The sequence below is a fragment of the Azospirillum soli genome, from assembly GCF_017876165.1.
Taxonomy (GTDB): Bacteria; Pseudomonadota; Alphaproteobacteria; order Azospirillales; family Azospirillaceae; genus Azospirillum; species Azospirillum soli.
The window spans coordinates 136,916-153,324 of sequence record NZ_JAGINQ010000006.1 but is presented as its reverse complement, the minus strand read 5'-3'; the positions used below and the strand labels follow the sequence as shown (position 1 = coordinate 153,324).

At 67.2% G+C, this 16,409-nt stretch carries 18 protein-coding genes; 4 read left to right on the top strand and 14 right to left on the bottom strand.

Annotation, left to right across the window (positions count from 1 at the left end):
- Positions 1–15 precede the first annotated feature (15 nt).
- The 3 genes from J2852_RS11905 to J2852_RS11895 form a co-directional block, all read right to left on the bottom strand.
- Positions 16–330, bottom strand: a complete 315-nt coding sequence (locus J2852_RS11905) for a hypothetical protein (protein ID WP_209875595.1) — start codon at positions 328–330, stop codon at positions 16–18.
- 9 nt (positions 331–339) lie between these two features.
- Positions 340–1,110 carry an SGNH/GDSL hydrolase family protein gene (locus J2852_RS11900; protein ID WP_209875593.1) on the bottom strand — a complete coding sequence of 257 codons (771 nt, stop codon included), beginning with the start codon at positions 1,108–1,110 and terminating at the stop codon, positions 340–342.
- Between the two features lie 250 nt (positions 1,111–1,360).
- Entirely contained in the window at positions 1,361–1,699 is a 339-nt protein-coding gene (locus J2852_RS11895; protein ID WP_246499527.1) for a hypothetical protein, read from the bottom strand.
- A gap of 110 nt (positions 1,700–1,809) precedes the next feature.
- Between J2852_RS11895 and J2852_RS11890 the strand changes: the two genes are divergently transcribed.
- The gene (locus J2852_RS11890; RefSeq protein WP_209875591.1) at positions 1,810–2,832 is read left to right on the top strand and encodes a hemerythrin domain-containing protein; all 1,023 of its coding nucleotides are present in this window, start codon (positions 1,810–1,812) and stop codon (positions 2,830–2,832) included.
- 78 nt (positions 2,833–2,910) lie between these two features.
- Here J2852_RS11890 and J2852_RS11885 read toward each other — a convergent pair whose 3' ends face one another.
- Positions 2,911–3,069: a hypothetical protein gene (locus tag J2852_RS11885; protein ID WP_209875590.1), complete on the bottom strand. Its 159-nt coding sequence runs from the start codon at positions 3,067–3,069 to the stop codon at positions 2,911–2,913.
- A 282-nt stretch (positions 3,070–3,351) separates the two neighbouring features.
- Between J2852_RS11885 and J2852_RS11880 the strand changes: the two genes are divergently transcribed.
- Positions 3,352–3,723 carry a hypothetical protein gene (locus tag J2852_RS11880; RefSeq protein WP_209875588.1) on the top strand — a complete coding sequence of 124 codons (372 nt, stop codon included), beginning with the start codon at positions 3,352–3,354 and terminating at the stop codon, positions 3,721–3,723.
- A gap of 1 nt (position 3,724) precedes the next feature.
- On the opposite strand, the gene J2852_RS11875 is transcribed toward J2852_RS11880, so the two are convergent.
- Together J2852_RS11875 and rimO are read right to left on the bottom strand one after the other, a co-directional pair.
- A complete protein-coding gene (locus J2852_RS11875) occupies positions 3,725–4,060 on the bottom strand; it encodes an HNH endonuclease (RefSeq protein ID WP_209875586.1) in 336 nt (111 codons plus the stop codon).
- A 25-nt stretch (positions 4,061–4,085) separates the two neighbouring features.
- The gene (gene rimO / locus J2852_RS11870; protein ID WP_209875584.1) at positions 4,086–5,447 is read right to left on the bottom strand and encodes a 30S ribosomal protein S12 methylthiotransferase RimO; all 1,362 of its coding nucleotides are present in this window, start codon (positions 5,445–5,447) and stop codon (positions 4,086–4,088) included.
- Between the two features lie 328 nt (positions 5,448–5,775).
- Here rimO and J2852_RS11865 point away from each other — a divergent pair, with 328 nt between their 5' ends.
- Complete coding sequence (locus J2852_RS11865; protein WP_209875582.1) at positions 5,776–6,219, top strand: MarR family winged helix-turn-helix transcriptional regulator; 444 nt, start codon at positions 5,776–5,778, stop codon at positions 6,217–6,219.
- Positions 6,220–6,420: 201 nt separating this feature from the next.
- On the opposite strand, the gene J2852_RS11860 is transcribed toward J2852_RS11865, so the two are convergent.
- From J2852_RS11860 to J2852_RS11830, 7 genes are all read right to left on the bottom strand, one after another.
- Complete coding sequence (locus tag J2852_RS11860; RefSeq protein WP_246499525.1) at positions 6,421–6,798, bottom strand: response regulator; 378 nt, start codon at positions 6,796–6,798, stop codon at positions 6,421–6,423.
- Positions 6,776–8,818: an MASE3 domain-containing protein gene (locus J2852_RS11855; protein WP_209875578.1), complete on the bottom strand. Its 2,043-nt coding sequence runs from the start codon at positions 8,816–8,818 to the stop codon at positions 6,776–6,778. The genes J2852_RS11860 and J2852_RS11855 overlap by 23 nt, the downstream gene beginning before the upstream one ends.
- A gap of 118 nt (positions 8,819–8,936) precedes the next feature.
- On the bottom strand, positions 8,937–9,323 hold the full coding sequence (locus J2852_RS11850) for a ribbon-helix-helix domain-containing protein (protein ID WP_209875575.1): 387 nt from the start codon (positions 9,321–9,323) through the stop codon (positions 8,937–8,939).
- A gap of 102 nt (positions 9,324–9,425) precedes the next feature.
- Positions 9,426–10,136: a Crp/Fnr family transcriptional regulator gene (locus tag J2852_RS11845; RefSeq protein ID WP_209875573.1), complete on the bottom strand. Its 711-nt coding sequence runs from the start codon at positions 10,134–10,136 to the stop codon at positions 9,426–9,428.
- A 62-nt stretch (positions 10,137–10,198) separates the two neighbouring features.
- Positions 10,199–10,963 carry a TfuA-like protein gene (locus J2852_RS11840; RefSeq protein WP_209875571.1) on the bottom strand — a complete coding sequence of 255 codons (765 nt, stop codon included), beginning with the start codon at positions 10,961–10,963 and terminating at the stop codon, positions 10,199–10,201.
- Positions 10,960–12,228 carry a YcaO-like family protein gene (locus J2852_RS11835; protein ID WP_209875569.1) on the bottom strand — a complete coding sequence of 423 codons (1,269 nt, stop codon included), beginning with the start codon at positions 12,226–12,228 and terminating at the stop codon, positions 10,960–10,962. Before J2852_RS11835 ends, J2852_RS11840 begins: the two co-directional genes overlap by 4 nt.
- Positions 12,229–12,371: 143 nt before the next feature.
- On the bottom strand, positions 12,372–12,563 hold the full coding sequence (locus J2852_RS11830) for a hypothetical protein (RefSeq protein WP_209875567.1): 192 nt from the start codon (positions 12,561–12,563) through the stop codon (positions 12,372–12,374).
- Between the two features lie 189 nt (positions 12,564–12,752).
- On the opposite strand from J2852_RS11830, the gene J2852_RS11825 reads away from it, so the two are divergent.
- A complete protein-coding gene (locus J2852_RS11825) occupies positions 12,753–13,061 on the top strand; it encodes a ribbon-helix-helix domain-containing protein (RefSeq protein WP_209875565.1) in 309 nt (102 codons plus the stop codon).
- A 24-nt stretch (positions 13,062–13,085) separates the two neighbouring features.
- On the opposite strand, the gene J2852_RS11820 is transcribed toward J2852_RS11825, so the two are convergent.
- Positions 13,086–16,193, bottom strand: a complete 3,108-nt coding sequence (locus tag J2852_RS11820; protein ID WP_209875563.1) for an ATP-binding protein — start codon at positions 16,191–16,193, stop codon at positions 13,086–13,088.
- Between the last annotated feature and the right edge of the window lie 216 nt (positions 16,194–16,409).

Below are 16,409 nucleotides of genomic sequence, written 5' to 3'. Positions count from 1 at the left end.
TACCTCCTCTCGGGATTAGCCGTCCGACATGCGTGGGTGGTGCGGGAATTGCGCGAGGCGCCCGATGCGCTCGGCCAACTGGAGGGCTTCGACCACGTCGTCGAGCCGTCCGGACTGCATCATGGTGTGGGCGTGCGTGTTCAGGGCGGCGACCACCGCGCGTTCGTCGGTCACGCCGTCGGCCGGTTGGCCGTCACGGTCGAGGATGACGGCGCCCAGCGCCGCCAGCGCCTCCGCCGACAGGTTCACGGCCTCCAGCATCGCCACGTCGTCCTCCTCCGCGGCGTTCAGCACGGGCTCCAGCACCTCGGCCAGCAAACGAGGGTTCATGGAGTGCTCCTAACGGCGTCCATCCTGTGAAACACCCGAAACGGCTCCAAGTGCCGCCTCGGCCAAACGGGCATGCGCGGCGGCCGTCGGGTGGATGCTGTCCCAGAACAGGAATCGGTCCGGATCCCGGCAGGGACCCTGGGCGACGCAGGGCTCCGTCACGTTGGCGAAGCCGGCGGCTGCGGGATCGGCCAGCACGGTCTGCAACAGCGCCCAGACGTCCAGCCGGTGCAGGCGGATGGGCAGGCGCTGCTCCACCTCGTCCAGGCTGCGCGCCAGCGTCTGGTTGTAGCCGATCGAGGCCATGGTGGCGATCTGCACGGCGTTCGGGCCGTAGCGCCGGATCTCCGGAATGCGGCCGAGATCCGGCAGGTTCGGCACCAGGAATTCCGTGGCGCCCGCCTTGGCGAGGTCGGCGATGATGTGTCCCATGGTGCCGGCCGCCCCCATCACCGCCGCCCAGGGATCGGACGCGCCGACCGCTGCGCGCAGGTCGTTGCCGCCGCCATAGACCACATACAGCGCTTTTGGGTCGGCCTGCCGTCCGGTCTTGCGCAGATAGCCGTCCACCTGGGCGCGCAGACTGGTCGGGCCGGATGTGCCCACCGTGCGCGCGCCGCCCACCGCGTAGTTGGTCCCGCCTTGCGACGAGGCGGTCAGGCGCGTGCCCAGCCGTTCCGCCAGACGCTCGACCCACACGGGGCCGTTGGAAAAACGACCCATTCCGGCGTTGCCGGTGTCGGACAGGCTGTCGCCAAACACGACGACGGCGCGGTTCATTCCGCCACCGCCAGGGCCACCACCAACATTCGCGCTGGCGGGCGCGGAAAACAGAGACGACATGACGAGCAATCCCGCGATGACAAATCCGGCCCCATGGCGCATATCCGGAAAATTTCCTTCGATTTGCGCCAAATAATCAGCCGGTTATGCTGTGTATTTGGCGGCGCGTGGGCTCACCAAATAGGGATGCCGTCCGGGCCGGGCAAGCCGAACCCGCGTCAACTGGACAGGAGGTAGAAGCGCGGTCTTAACCCTCCTGCACGGTCTCGACCTCGGACAAATCGCTCAGGCGGCGGGCGAGCTTTTCCGTGCACTGGATTTCCAGGATGCCGAAGCCGGCGTTGGGGGAGATGGCGTGCAGGTCGCCGGCCATACCGTTCTGGCTGGCGAAGCGCTTGACCCGCTCCACCATGGCGTCGCGCTCCGGGCGGCCGGGACGCAGGCCGGGCAGGGGGCGGGTGAACAGCACCTTGTAATGTTTGAACATGGCGTGGGCCATGGCGTGCACCGGCGGTGTAGGAAATTCGGTCTTGGGATGTCGCACGTCCGGCAGGGCCGCCGCAAGCTCCCCCGACCGATGGAACATGCACATCAGGCAGACGGCGAAGGAACCCTTTTCCTGCTGTTGAGTTTTCGCGGCATACCGCAGCGCAGCATCAGTCTTTTGCGCTGCGCAAAAAACGCAGGAGAGAGACTATGACCATCACGCAACTGATCCAGGCCGCCCCGGCCCGAGCGAACGAGCTGTTCGCCAAGCTGGCCGACACGTCCGACGGTGCCGTGAAGACCCGCGAGCGCCTGCTGGCCGAACTTCGCGAGGAACTGGATCTCCAGGCCCAGCTTGAGGAAAAGCACCTGTTCCCGGCGCTGCGCAAGCACAAGGAGCTGAAGGATCTGGTCGCCGACGCGGTGGAGGACAACAAGCAGACCCGCGTCCTGCTGGCCGAGCTGGAACGCATGCCGAAGGACGACGAGAACTTCGCCAGGAAGGTCACCGAACTGCGCCGCGTCTTCCAGCAGCACGTCCGCGACGACCGCAAGGAACTGCTGCCGGCCATCCGCAAGGTGCTGACCGACGAGGAGGCCCAGGCGGTGACCGAGAAGATCGAGGCTCGGAAGGCGGAGATCGAAGAGGCCAAGCGCGAGGAGGCCGAGCAGCGCCGCGCCGCCGCCCGCCGCGAGCGCGAAGCGGCCGAACGGATGGAAGAGGAAGCCAGGGCCGAGGCCAACCGCATCCGGGAGGCCAGCGTGGCGATGGCCCGCGTGGCTGGCAAGACGGTTGAGAACGCAGCCCAGGTCGCTGAGACCGGCGCCGCCGCGACCCGGCGCACCGCCGAAGCCGGCGCGGAGGTGGCTCTGCGTGGTTCGCGTGAGGCGCTGGGCGTCACGCGGCGTGTCGCGACGCCGATGATCGACGGGATCGAAACGCTGACGAATTTGCCGACCGTCGCGGCCTGCGCCGCCAACGACGCCGGCCGGGCCTTGGTCGACTGGATGGAAACGACCACGCGGGCCGCTGTTTACGGTTCTCGGGAACTGTCCCGGTCGGCCTCGCCCCAGCGGATGATCGAGGTGCAGGGGCGCCTTGCGGGCGAGGCGATGCGGGCGTGGTTCGACATCAGCTCTCGCCTGTTCGAAATCTCCATGCGCGCCTCGCGCGACATGCTCCAGCCCATCGAGCGGCAGAACCAGCGCATGAAGGAAACGGCGCAACGGTAAGGACTCTGCTCCCCTTGCCGCCCCCTTGCGGTCCCCCCTCTCCCCAGCGGGAGAGGGGGGCGGGGTGAGGAGGGCGGTTTACTTCTCCTTCGTCGGCTCCACGTTCTCCGCGCCCTTGCGGGTGCCGCCGAAGCGGTCGGCGCCCTTGGCGTCTGGCGCGTCGGGCTTCTTGTGGTTGCCGGTGTTCTGCTGGTCGTCGGTGTGCTTGACGGACTTCTCGGTGTGCGGCTGCTTCATCGCAGTGCCTCGCTTTCTATTCGGTTGGGCTTTCCCTTCGGTTGGCTGCATGCCTCAACCGTTTTCTCCGGCGACCGTTCCTCCCTGTCCTGAAGCACATCATCCGAACGCCATGTCTGCGGCGGACGCGTCGGATCGAATATAATGGAAAGCGCCTGAGTCCATCCGGGCCGCAGAGGAGGGGCGTCATGTCCCGATTTGCCGCGCACCGCATCACCACCGCCGTCCTGACGCTGGGCAGCATCGCGGTGGTCGCCTTGTCCCTTGCCGCCAATCCCGCCGATGCCGGCTGGAACCACGCCCGCGGCGGCGGCTGGCACGGCGGTGGCTGGGGGGGGCGGCTATGGGCACGGATACGGCGGCTGGAGCCATTCCGGCTGGGGACATGGGCACGGCGGCAATGTGTTCGGCTTCAGCCTGGGCCTCAACCTGACGCCCGGCTATTGGGGGCCTCCGCCGGTCATCTACGCGCCGCCGCCGGTCGTGTATGCGCCTGCGCCCATGGTGGTGGCGCCGGCCTCGCCGACCTACCTCGCGCCTTCCGGACGCTATTGCCGCGAGTTTCAGGGAAGCGGGGTGATCGGGGGGCAACGCGTGCCGATCTATGGGACGGCGTGCCAGGAACCGGACGGGTCGTGGCGGGTGGTGCGCTGAGTCACCGGGTCCCCGCGATCGCCTTGGCGACCGTCATCCATTCGTCGCCCGGTTCGGCCTCCAGCAGGGCCAGCAGGGGCGGCCAGACGCCCAGGCGGCTGCGGCGCCGCTGCTGGATGAAGCGCTCGATCTCCTCCGGCGTCGGCAGCCGGTCGCCCTTCTTCTGGTTGCAGCGGCGGTGCACCAGCACGACGTTGGACGGTTCGTCCACGCCGCCGTAGGCCTGCGGGATCAGGTGGTCGAAGGTCGCCTTGCCGCCGACCGGCTCGCCGCACAGGAAACACCGCCCGCCCTGAAGCACGTCCATCACCTGGCTGTCTTCAGGGCTGACGGGCATGGCCCCAATCCTTCCTTAAGGGGCCTCACTCGACCTTTTCGATGGAACCCCAGAGGTCGTATTCGTCGGCGTGCTCAATGGTCACGTCCACGATGTCGCCCGGCTTCACGTTCGTCTCGCCGTTCAGGAAGACGTTGCCGTCGATCTCCGGCGCGTCGGCGTAGGAGCGGCCAATGGCCCCGTCCTCGTCCACCTCGTCGATGATGACGCCCAGCGTCCAGCCGACCTTCTGCTCCAGGCGCTCGGCGCTGATCGCCTTCTGGGTCTCCATGAAGCGCTCCCAGCGCTCCTGCTTGACCTCTTCCGGCACGGCGCCCGGCAGGTCGTTGGCCTGGGCGCCCTCGACCGGCTCGTACTTGAAGCAGCCGACGCGGTCCAGCTGCGCTTCCTTCAGCCAATCCAGCATGAACTGGAAGTCTTCCTCGGTCTCGCCGGGGAAGCCGGTGATGAAGGTGGAGCGGATCGCCAGATGCGGGCACTCCTGCCGCCACTTCTTGATGCGGTCCAGCTGCTTTTCCTGCGCGGCCGGGCGGCGCATGGCCTTCAGCACGGTGGGGGAGGCGTGCTGGAACGGGATGTCCAGGTACGGGAGGATGCGGCCTTCCGCCATCAGCGGCATGACCTCGTCCACATGCGGGTAGGGGTAGACGTAGTGCAGGCGCACCCACACGTCGAAGTTCGCCAGCTCCTTGCACAGATCGAGGAAGCGGGCGCGCACCTTGCGGCCGTACCAGTCCTCTTCCGCGTATTTGCGGTCGATGCCGTAGGCGCTGGTGTCCTGGGAGATGACCAGCAGTTCCTTCACGCCGGCGGTCGCCAGCTTCTCCGCCTCGCGCAGCACCGACGCGACCGGCCGGCTGACCAGATCGCCGCGGATGCTCGGGATGATGCAGAAGGTGCAGCGGTTGTTGCAGCCCTCGGAAATCTTCAGGTAGGCGTAGTGGCGCGGCGTCAGCCGCAGCCCTTCCGGCGGGACCAGATCGGTGAAGGGGTCGTGGATCGGCGGCACGGCGTCGTGCACGGCGCTGACCACCTGCTCGTACTGGTGCGGGCCGGTGACGGCCAGCACGTCCGGGTGGACCTGCCGGATCATGTCCGACTCCACGCCCATGCAGCCGGTCACGATGACGCGCCCGTTCTCCTTGATCGCCTCGCCGATGGCCTCCAGCGACTCCTTCTTGGCGCTGTCCAGGAAGCCGCAGGTGTTCACCAGCACGACATCAGCGCCGTCGTAGGACGGGGAGATGTCGTAGCCTTCCGCGCGCAGGCGGGTCAGGATGCGCTCGGAATCGACGAGCGCCTTCGGGCAGCCCAGGCTGACGATCCCGACCTTCGGGGCGTTGGCGAGGCTGGTCTTCGAACCGGGTTTGGAAACGGGCGTGGTCATGGCGCGCATATATAGCCGAGTCGCGCCCCAACGCCAGCCAAAACGCACTATTCCACTCGGATAGGAGGGGGTAGAGCGCCCCTAATCCCCTGGCAAAGCGCCTGCTGCGCAAGGGTGCGACATCGTGTGGGGGCCATCATGGTTACGGAAAGGTTTCGTTTCGGTGCGCCATGGCATAATGTCGGGCGCGTCGCCGGGGTGGGGCTTCTCTGGACTCTTCCCCGAATGCCTGCTAGTCTGCTGGTCGTATAGCCTCTATACCGTGTAGACTCGGGCTTGGTAGTACCAGTTCTGACGCCAACCGAGGATCAAGCGAGACCCGGCCGCCATGTCGAAAAGTCATCCGTCACCGGCTTCGGCACAGGCAATCGCCGAGGTCATGATGCACATCGGCCACATCGCCGACAGCCTCGGCTACACACAGGGGCTGAAGCCCTCGCAGTGGACGGCGTTGCGTTATTTCGCGCGGGCTAACCCCAGCCAGCGCACCGTCTCGGCCTTCGCCGACTTCCACGCGACGACGCGCGGCGCCGCCTCGCAGATGGTCGAGGTGCTGGTGACCAAGAACCTGCTGACCCGTGTGCCAGTGCCGGAAGACCGTCGCGTGGTGCAGCTGCATCCGACGGCGAAGGCGTTGGAATTGCTGGAGCACGATCCGTTGAAGGAATTTGCGGGCGTCATCGCCGCGCTGCCGGGGGACGAGCAGTTCCAGCTGGCCGACCTGCTCTCGCGCGTGCTGCGCGGTTTGCTGGTGAAGCGTCAGGCCGCCTGAGTGTGTCGGGAGTTCGGGAATGAAATGGCGGGCGGGGCGCTTGTTATTGTGGATCTCCCTCCCCGCGCCCCGGCCCGCCGGTCTCTAACCAAACCGCATGGCGCACCATACGGTTTAGAGGCGTAACCAGTAGCGCGGCTCAAACGAACAGTCAAGTCTCTGATCGGTTGGCCTTCTGATCGGTTTGTGCGACGAACGGTCTCAGCCTTCGCCGCTCAGCAGGCGCGCAACCGTCTTCTTCAGCTCGTCGTTCAGGAACGGCTTGTAGAGAACAGCGTCGGCCGCGAACATTTCCGCCATTTTCAGCGCATAGCCCGCCGGCAAATTCGGCGCGCCGCCGGAAATGGCCAGCACGCGGGTGTCCGGGTGCCGGGCGCGGACGGCCTTGATGACCTCCACCCCATCGGCCTCCGGCATCAGCACGTCGGTGATGATGAGGTCGAAGGACTCGGTCTCCAGCCGCTCGATGGCGATGCGGCCGTTCTCCGCCTCCGCGACGGCGTGTCCGGCCTGCTCGATCACTTCCGTGACGGCAAGCCGGACGGCGGCGGAGTCCTCAACGACCAGAACCTTCGCCATGAACCTTCTTCCCATCCTTGTCGAAGCCCTGGTCGCCGGGTTCGGCGACGGGCAGGTCGATGACGAACGTCGTGCCGCGCCCCGGCGCGCTTTCAACCGTTATGTCGCCGCCTCCATTCCGCACGATACCATACACGACCGACAGCCCAAGCCCCGTACCCTTGCCGACCGGTTTGGTCGTGAAGAACGGGTCGAACACGCGCTGCCGCGTCGCCTCGTCCATGCCGGTGCCGGTGTCCGACACGGCGAGCCGCACGTATTTCCCCTCGGACAATTGTCGGCGGGACGTCTCCGGTTCCTTCAGGGTCACGAGATCGGCCTGAATGCCGAGCGTGCCGCCCTCCGGCATGGCGTCGCGGGCGTTCTGTATCAGATTCAACAGCACTTGTGTCAATTCAGTCGCGGTGATCGTCACCGGTTTCAGGCCGGCGCCCGTGCGCGTGCTCAGCCGCACCCCGGCGGGCAAGGTGGGAGAAGCCAGCTGCACGGCCGAGCGCACGGCATCCTCCAGGTCGCCGGGGGGCGATTCCGCGACCTCCACCCGCGCGAACTGGAGCACGTCGCGCAGGATCGCGCGGGCCTTCAGGCCGCTTTCATGGACGGCGCCCAGGTAGGTGTGCAGCTTCTTGTCCTCACCGGCGCGGTTCATCGCCAGTTCGGACAGGCTGATGACGGGCTGGAGCAGGTTGTTGATCTCGTGGGCGAGGCCGCCGACCAGACTGCCCAGCGCCGCCATGGTCTGCTTCTGCCGTGCCGCCTCGGCCGCCTGCCGGCGCGCGGTGGTGTCGCTGGTGGTGCCGCGATAGCCGAGGAAGGTTCCGTCCGGGGCGAAACGCGGGACGCCGCTGACCATGACCCAGCGCGAGGCCGCGCCCGGCGTCGCCAGCGGAAAGGACAGGCGGCGGAACGGCTCGCGCTTGTGCAGCGCCTCCAACAGCGCGGGGAAATCCTCCTCCGGCCGATTGGGATCGAGCAGATCGGCGTGGGTGAATCCCAGCAGTTCCGACCCGCCGCGCCCGGTCGATTCCTGGGCGCGCGGCGACAGGGCGGTGAAGCGCCCCCGCGCGTCGGTTTCCCAGAACCAGTCGTTGGAGCATTCCAGCAGCGCCCGCCAGCGCGCCTCGCTCTCCCGCAACTCGGCGGTGCGGGTAGCGATCAGCGATTCCAGCCCGCCGAGATGGTCGCGCAAGGCCTCCTCGCTGCGCCGCATCCGGTAGAAGGCGAGGTCGTAGGGGTTGCGCAGCGCGGTGACGATGATCGCCTTGTAGAGCAGATAAAAGGACAGGATCTTGAGGAAATGCCCCAGCGCGTTCATGAGCCCGTGCGGGTCCATGTAGAGCGTGAAGGCCATTTCCTGCGGGATCAGCATCGCGATGCCGGCCAGCACCAGCCGGAAGACGCCCCGGTCGAACTGGCGCCGTCGCTTTATCAACAACAGACAGGCTACGCCCGTCGCCGACGCGATCACATATTCGCTGACGATCTTGAACGGAGTCAGCCCTTCGCCCGGCACGAAGCAGTCCGGCATGATCTTGAAGGTGAAGATCGCCAGAATGGCGGCGCCGAAGGCTCCGGCCTGGACCAGCAAAACATCGCCCGTGCGCAGACGCGTTTCCGACAGCAGCGGCGCAGCCAGGAAGATAGCCGCCTGGACGTAGCGGCCAGCCACCCAGAGCTGCGTCGCCAGATTGGGGTTGCCGTCGCCGATGACGTTCATCCCCTGGTAGGAAATGGCGTGCAGCAAATCCAGGAGTGCCACCGCCGGCATCGACAGGCCGACGAAGGACAGAAAGGGCGATTGGTTGGAAGCACGCGTGTTCCACGCGATCATGAAGATCGTGATGGACACCGCGATGGCGAAAAGCTCGGCGCTCAGGTGGAACAGCAGGAAATTCTGCTGCATGACCAGGAACAGCACCACGATGGTGCCGGTGATGAACCCCACCTCGGGAAGGTACGTGGTGTCCCGCGCCCGGCGGGCGGCGGTGGGGGTGTGGGCGGCCGGCTCAACCGTGGTCATGCGCTCGTCGGCTCCGCGGAAATGCGTTGAAGCCGAATTTTAACAACAATCTCCTCAAATGGACTAGGTGGGATTGTCGCGGCTCTCGCTTGTGGTTTTCCGGCGCGAGATTGTCCGTTCAGCGCTCGTCGGTCGGCTGCGGCAGGTCGAAGGGGGTGCTGATGAACGGATCGCCGCGGCCGTGACCGGCGCGGTCATGACCCTTTTCGGTGGCGGCCTTGCGGTAGTAGCCGACGATGAAGACGCGCACCGCGTTGGCGAGCGACACGCTGCCCACGCCGCGCACGCGCTTGGACTGCTCGTCCAGGCGCTCCTTCAGGTCGCTGCACAGCTCATCGACAGTCAGATCCTCCCGCCGGCAGATTTCGTCCAGCGCTTCCCAATAGGAAGGCTCCAGCCGGATCTGCATCGGGCAGCCGAACAGCTTGACGGACCGGGCCACCAGCGGAATCACACCGGCGGCCGTCTGGGCGGCTTCGTTGGCCTGCGACTCCTGTCCAGCCATGGCGCATTTATCCCTTGTTGAGCCTCACTCACTCCCAATTCACACTATAGCGCGATTGAAAGAGATTGCGACAACAAAACTTGCCGGAGGTAGACCTATGCGTTATGGCTCCCGCACGTTCTCGCCCGCCATGTCCTTCAACAGGTCCAGGTCGGTGACCACGATGAAGCCTTTCGTGTAGGTGATGGCGCCGGAATTGCGCAGCGCTCTCAAGCTCTTGTTCACCATCTCGCGGGTCACGCCCAGCATGGCGGCCAGCCCTTCCTGGGACACGGCTTGGTTGACTTTCAGGCCGGTCGCGGTGCGTTGGCCGTAGGTTTCGGCCAGCAGCAGGATGCGCCGGGCCAGCCGGCGGGGCACATCGTGGAAAACGGCGTCCTCGATGTTTTCCGACACCCAGCGCAGCCGTTCGCACAGGACCGCCATCATCTGGATGCACAGCTTCGGGTGCCGCTCCAGGAAGGCGATGAAGGCCGGGCGGTCGATGCGGAACAGTTCCGACGCGCGCAGGGCGGTGGCCCCGGCCGTGCGCTCCTTGCCGTCCAGCAGAGCGATTTCGCCCAGCACGTCGCCGGCGTCCAGGATGTTCAGCAGCATGGTCTTGCCGTCCACCGACCCGGTGGAGACGGCGATCTGACCCTTGAGGATGGCGTAGAGGCAGTCGCCGGGATCGCCCTTTTCAAAGACCGTCTGGCCTTCGTGAAAGCGCGACAATCGCCCGAGCGACACCAGCTCGGCCATGTGCCGGTCGTCAAGACCGCTCAGAAGGCGGTTGCGCCGAAGGATGTTGGCGACATCCGCAAGTACGTTCATGCCCGTCCAGACCGCTCCCCGCGTGCCGGCGCGGCGAAGGAGCCGCGCGCGATGCGATCAGACTAGCGGATTTCCGGTCCCGTCGCGAGCGAAGCCGATTCGCGCACGGCCTTTTCCCACAGGACCGTGCGTTCGAAGTGGAAGCGGGCCTCCGGTGCGACCGCTCCCTGTGCGGCCCAGCGGCGCATGGCGCGCAGCATCTGGCGCGCATCCTCGCGCTTCTGGTCGAACCGGCCGGTGGGCAGCCACAGCTTCAGGTCGGCCAGTTCTTCTTCCGGCACGCCCCGGTCGGCGGCCAACCGCAGCACGCGGCCATAGCCGCGCTCGCGGTAGGGCAGGGCCTTGGCGATGCCTTCCAACTGCCGGGCGGTTTCGGCCGGGATCACCTCGTCCACCACGGCGTCGGCCAGCGTGCGGCGGATGTTGACCATCGCCTCCGACAGGCCGGTGTAGCCCAGTTCCGCCGGGCCGTGGATCACGGCGACCTCGTCGTCGTCCTCCAGCCGGCCATCGCGGAACGCCTCGAAGATGGCGCCGACGCCGATCATGCCGAAGGGGTGCAGCTCCGCCGCGCGCAGCGCCCCCATGCTGGAGGCGCCGAAGACGGCGATGCCCTGGCTGATGGCGAACAGGATTTCCTTGTGCCAGACGGAGGGGACGTTCTCGAACAAGCCGTCCACGATGCCGATGGCCTTGGGCTTCTCGTCCCGCGAGCACAGGCGGATGATGTCGCCCTGGGCGACCGGCGGCAGATAGGCGGCGTCCAGTTCGCGTTCCGCGTCCTCGCGGGGCAGGGTGGGGCCGAGGAAGACGGCAAGGCCGCTCATGCGGGGTCTCCCAGAATGGAGCGCGCCCGCGCGCCCAGCAGATAGTCCGGGGATTCGTCCACGCCTTCCAGGCCGGGGATGACCACGCGGGCCACGGGAATGCCGAATTCCGGCTTCGCCAGATCGACGGCCACGACCTCCTCGATGCCGACCGCGCGCAGGCGGTCCAACTGGAAGGCCAGATCGTCCTCGATGGTGCGGCCGGAGAAGGTGGGGCAGGTGGCGAAATCGCGCGTTCCCGCGCCGCCGGCGATCCGCTCCTTCCAACGGGCGTAATGGGCGGGGTCAAGGTGCTGCTCGTATTCGGCGCGGGGCATGTCGTCGCGCGCCCCGGCGATGAAGGTCAACCGGCTCTGCGCCGCCTCGGTCAGGGCGCGGGACAGCGCAACCTCGCGGGCGGCGTGGCAGCCCATGCCCAGCGCCGGGCGGACCGACTGCTGCGGCGCGTCCTCCCGCGCCACGATGCGGCACAGGAAGGCCGGCAGGCCGACGTCGCTGGTGATCTCCCAGACGCCGATATCCACTCCGGCGGCGTCGAACCGATCCAGCAGCGACTGGCAGACGGGATCGGCGATGGTGGCCGGGTCGATGCGCGTGGCCTCCTGCGCCTCGCGGTCCTTCAGGCGCCACAGGGTGGCGGCGTCGCGCTCGACCAGTTCGGTGACGGCGTGGGCGACGGCTTCCGCCGCGCAGTTGCCTGACGCCAGCCCGTTGGACCCGGCAAGGAAACTGCCCGAGCCCGGCGGCAGCGGCAGGGTGAAGTTCAGGTGCACCATCTCGAACGGCACCCACTTGGTCCCGCCGGCCAGCAGATCCTCTCCTTCGATCCACAGCATCGGCGTGTGCGGGGTGAAGGTGCCGGTGGCAAGCCGCGGCAGACGGCCCACGTCCACGACGGGGTGGGTCCAGCGCAGCTCTTCATAGCTGGCGTATTTCAGAGGCAGGGTGATGCGTTCGGCGTGGAAGCCCTCGATCGATTCCATGACGCCGGACGCCTTGGCGGCGGCCAGGGTCACGCCCTTGCCCTGCGAGACGGAGACGGATCGGGAATTGGGCCGGGTCACCATCACGACCGGGATGCCGACCTCGTCCAGGCCGGTGACGTTCGCGACGCGCGTGATGCCCATGATGGGAAGGAACGGGGCGACGCGGGCCAGCGTCTGCTCCGGCGCCACGATGCGGTGCGTGCCGGTGGTGTGGGCCTTGACGGCCTGCGCGGCGGAGCGTTGGAAGACCATGGGCTGGAGTGCGGCGTCGAAGGGCATCGGGAAAAGGCTCTCCGGGCGAGAACCGCCTGCTCTATACTACACCGCGAATTAATATACCACGTGTGATCGGGCGGGACCGTGGCAGGCCGGCCAAGTAATGCCGGTCGCCACGGCCCGAAGTCGCAGGGTGAACCCGCCGATCAGAGGCCCGGAGTGACCAGATAGCGGCCGGCCTGATGGTCGTCGTTGTTGAAGCCGCGATCGGCCAGACGGGTGGCGGCGGTCAGTTCGGCAGCCTGCTCAGCAACCTCGGCAACGCCCTGGGCGGAAACGGAGAAGAGACGGCCGTCGGCGCCACGAATGAGGGCGGTCTGGTTGATGGCGGTGGTCATGGACGCTGCTCCTTGGCTGAAGTTCGGCGAGGTCCGCGAGTACTGCGGTATGCCGATACTTCAGGCCGAAAGGGCCGTCCGGACTGTGAAGAACTTCACACGCCGGGAGGTGGTGCAGGCGGTACAAAACGGTCACCCGCGCGCACTTGCGCCTTACCGCTCGCCCAACCTGCTGACAGGAGCGCCACGATGAAAATGGACCGCCGCATACCGCGCAGCCTTGATGACATGGCTGACCTCAGCAGCCTCACGGCCCCGCCCGCCGTGGTATCGCGGTCGGTGCTGGTGGGCGGACGCCGCGCCAGCCTCCGTCTGGAGGCGACGGTCTGGGATGGGCTGAAGGAAATTGCCCAGCAAAAGGGCCTGACGCTTGAAGCGTTGTGCACGGAAATCCACGGTAGCCGCACCGAAGGCATTCCCTTCGCCACGAGCGTGCGCGTATACGTGCTGAACCATTTCCGGAAAGGCGATGCGGGTTGCGCTGTGCTGGCCGTGTGACGGCTGTGCGCTGAAATCCGTCTCTCAGGCCTGAGGCGCGGCTTCCATCTTGCGCCGGCTTTCCGTGCTGCGGGCCAGCAGGACGGCCATGGATAAGTCGCGCCCGAGCCGTTCCGCCTCATCAAGGAGCGGCAAGGCGTCGGCTGTGCGCGACATAACCAGGAAGGTTCGGGCCAGGGTTAGCAGTGCCCGCGCCTCGTCAGCGCGTTGGCCCGTACGACGCGCTGTGGATAAGGCCTCTTCCGCTGCTTGGATCGCCACCTCGTATTGGGCGGTGTCCATCGCCGTCTCCGAGATCCAGTTCAGGATTTGCGGCTTCGGCACGGACTGGTTCAGCATGCGCGAGTGTTCCAGGCTTGCATTCAGCAGCGCGGTCCCCTCGGCCCTGGATCCTGAGCGGACCAGTGCGAAGCCAAGCGCGCCCAGCGTCAACGGCTGATAGATGTGCAGGCGTGTGGCCTCTGTGATGGTGAGGGCGGTCTTCAACGGCGGAATGGCCATTTTGAACTGCCCAATGCCAAGGTGTGTCAGGCCAAGATAGAGATTCGCAACGGCGTTGGTGAAGGCATGGCCGACCTCTTCTGCGATGCCTACGGCCGTTTGGGCATGGCGCACCGCTTCGTCCTGGTCGCCGAATTCCACAAGGCAGCGCGCCTTGTAAGCAGCGGCGGCAGCGGCGGCCACGCCGGTCAGGCCAAAACGTCCGTGAAGGTCGGCGGCTGTGGCAAGGGCACTCACCTCTTTCAGAACTTCGTAGGCTTCGACGTAAAGCCCCTTGTCGGTGAGCATCCCGCCCATCCGCATCAGCACCTGGATTCGGGCCTGGGCGCTGCTACCCTTGTCTAGGCGCGCCAGCGCGTCTCTTGATAGCGCGATGCCCTTGTCCAGATCACCGTAGACCCATTGGAAAGAGGCTAGCATTGACGAGGCGTGGGCGTAACGTGTGCCATCACCGATGGACAAGGCCAACTCGCGCGCCTTATCGAGCAAGGTATCAGCGCCCTGGCGCCCCTGCGGCAGCAGGATGCGGGGAACGGCGATCCACAAGTCGATCCGGCGCAACGCGTTGCGCCGCGTCTCCGGCAGATGCTCCAGCGCCTTCAGCGCGTTGGTGTAGAACCGACCGGCATCGCCGTGCCGGCATCGCCCTTCCGCCCGCTGGCCGGCGCGGCGACCGTAGGCGCAGGCGGCCGGCCAGTCCTCGGCGAAGAAGGCGTGGTGGGCCATCAACTCAATGCGGGCCGGCAGATCGCGGTCATGGCGCTTGCGCAGGGCGCGCAGAACACGCCCGTGCAGCGGCTGGCGCTCCCGCTTGGTCAGGGTGGCGTAGGCGACCTCCTGCACCAGCGCGTGGCGGAAGGCGACCTCCATGTTGGGCAGCAGGCGGGAGCGGGCGAAGAATCCATCCCGCTCCAGCCGCTCCAGCAGTGCCGGCAGGTCGGTGGACGGCACCGGCGCGATGTGCCGCAGCAGGTCCAGATCGACGGAGGTGCCGATCACCGCAGCGTGCAGCAGCGTGCGGCGCGTCAGCGGCTCCAGCGAGTCGATGCGGGCCGCCAGCAGGCCGTGCACGGTGGCGGGCAGGACGACCTTGGCGTCGGCGTTGCCCTGCTCGTACTGGCCGGGGCTGCCGACGATGGCGCCCGCCGATTCCAGCGCGCGCAGCGACTCCTCCAAATAGAGCGGCACGCCCTGGCTCTGCGCCCCGACGCGCGCCTTCAACTCGGCCAGCGACGGGTGATGGCCCAGCCAATGGTCGAGGAACTCGTCGATCTGCATCGATTCGAGCGGTTCCAGCGCGACGCGCCGGACGTGGTCCGGGGCGGTCCAGCCGCCGGGCGTGTCCAGCCGGGCGGTGACCAGCACGAGCACGCGCGCTTCCTCCACCGCGCCGGCCAGCGAGTCGAGCAGCCGGTTGGTCAGGCCGCGCGTCCAGTGCGCATCCTCGACCAGGACCAGCAACGGGCGTTCGTAGGACAGGTCGAGGATGGCGGCGACCAGGCCCTCGATGCTGAAATCCACCTTCTGGGCCTGATCCAGCCCCTGCCACAGCGGGTGGAAGGAGGGCGTGCCGAAAAGCTCGCGCACCGCCTCGCCGGCCAGTTCTCCGGCGCCGCGCTCGGCGGCGGCGGCGACCAGGGCCGGGCCTTCACCGGTCGCGCTTCCGGCCACCAGCAGGGCGAGGCTGCGCGCCACCGCTTCCAGGTCGTCCGGCTCGCCCAGGCGGCGGATCGGGAATTGCGGCCACTGCACCACGCCGAATCCGGACGCCGCGGAGCCGCGCGTCAGTTCACCGGTCAGGCGCGACTTGCCGATGCCGGCCTCGCCGGTCAGCAGGATGAGGCTGCCCGCCCCCTCCTCGGCGCGGCGCAGGGCTCCGGTCAGTTCGTCCAGTTCGCGGCGGCGGCCGACGAACAGGCTGGCGTCGGACGACAGCAGGTCCATGGCGGTGCGCCGCATGGCGCGCGCGGATTCCAGCGCGTAGGCGGGCACCGGTTCGGCCGACGCCGCAAGCCGCAGCACGCCCGCCGGGCGCACCTCCAGCCCGGCCGGCACGAGGTCTCGCGTCTCCCGGCTGAGAAGAACGGTGTTGGGTTCGGCGCGCTGTTGCAGCTTGGCGGCGATGTGCACGGTCTCGCCCACGGTGCGGTAGTCGCTCCACACGCCGCTCTCGACGATCTGGGCCACCACCTCGCCGGAGCTGATGCCGACGCGCACCTTGAACTCGCCGGACTCGATGGCCGCGCGGGCGATGTCCTGGGCGGCGAGGCAGGCGCGCAGCGCGTGGTCCTCCAACGCTGACGGGGCGCCGAACACGGCCATCATGCCGTCGCCCAGCATCTGCGCAATGGTGCCGCCGTAGCGGCCGACCCCGTCGGTCAGAATCTGCAGAATGGCGAGCAGCGCCTGATCGGCCTCCTCCGGGTCGCGCCCGGACACCATGGCCGAGGATTCGACGATGTCGGCGAACAGGACGGTGACGACCTTGCGTTCCGCCGGGGTGCGGCGGATCGCGGCCTCACGGCTTTGGTCCGGGCGGACAGAATCCGGGCGCGATAACGCGCTTCCATTCGCGGCCTCTCCGGGCAGCGGTTCCGGCAATTCCTGCGATCCCAAATGCGTGTCCGCCATTCAAGGCCCCCCGCGGACCTTTCACAGACATATTAGGGCATGCAATTCATTCTTTGTAGATATGGAACCAATTTCCACGCGATTCTTTTCGAAGAGCCGTCGCGATTGCATACGCCCGTATGTATTGGGCGAGCATTACGAGAGAACGGCGCCGCATTTGTGTACGGCGCCGTCCCTTCCTGCATACGGTTGCAACGGGCGACGGAGAACGGCCGG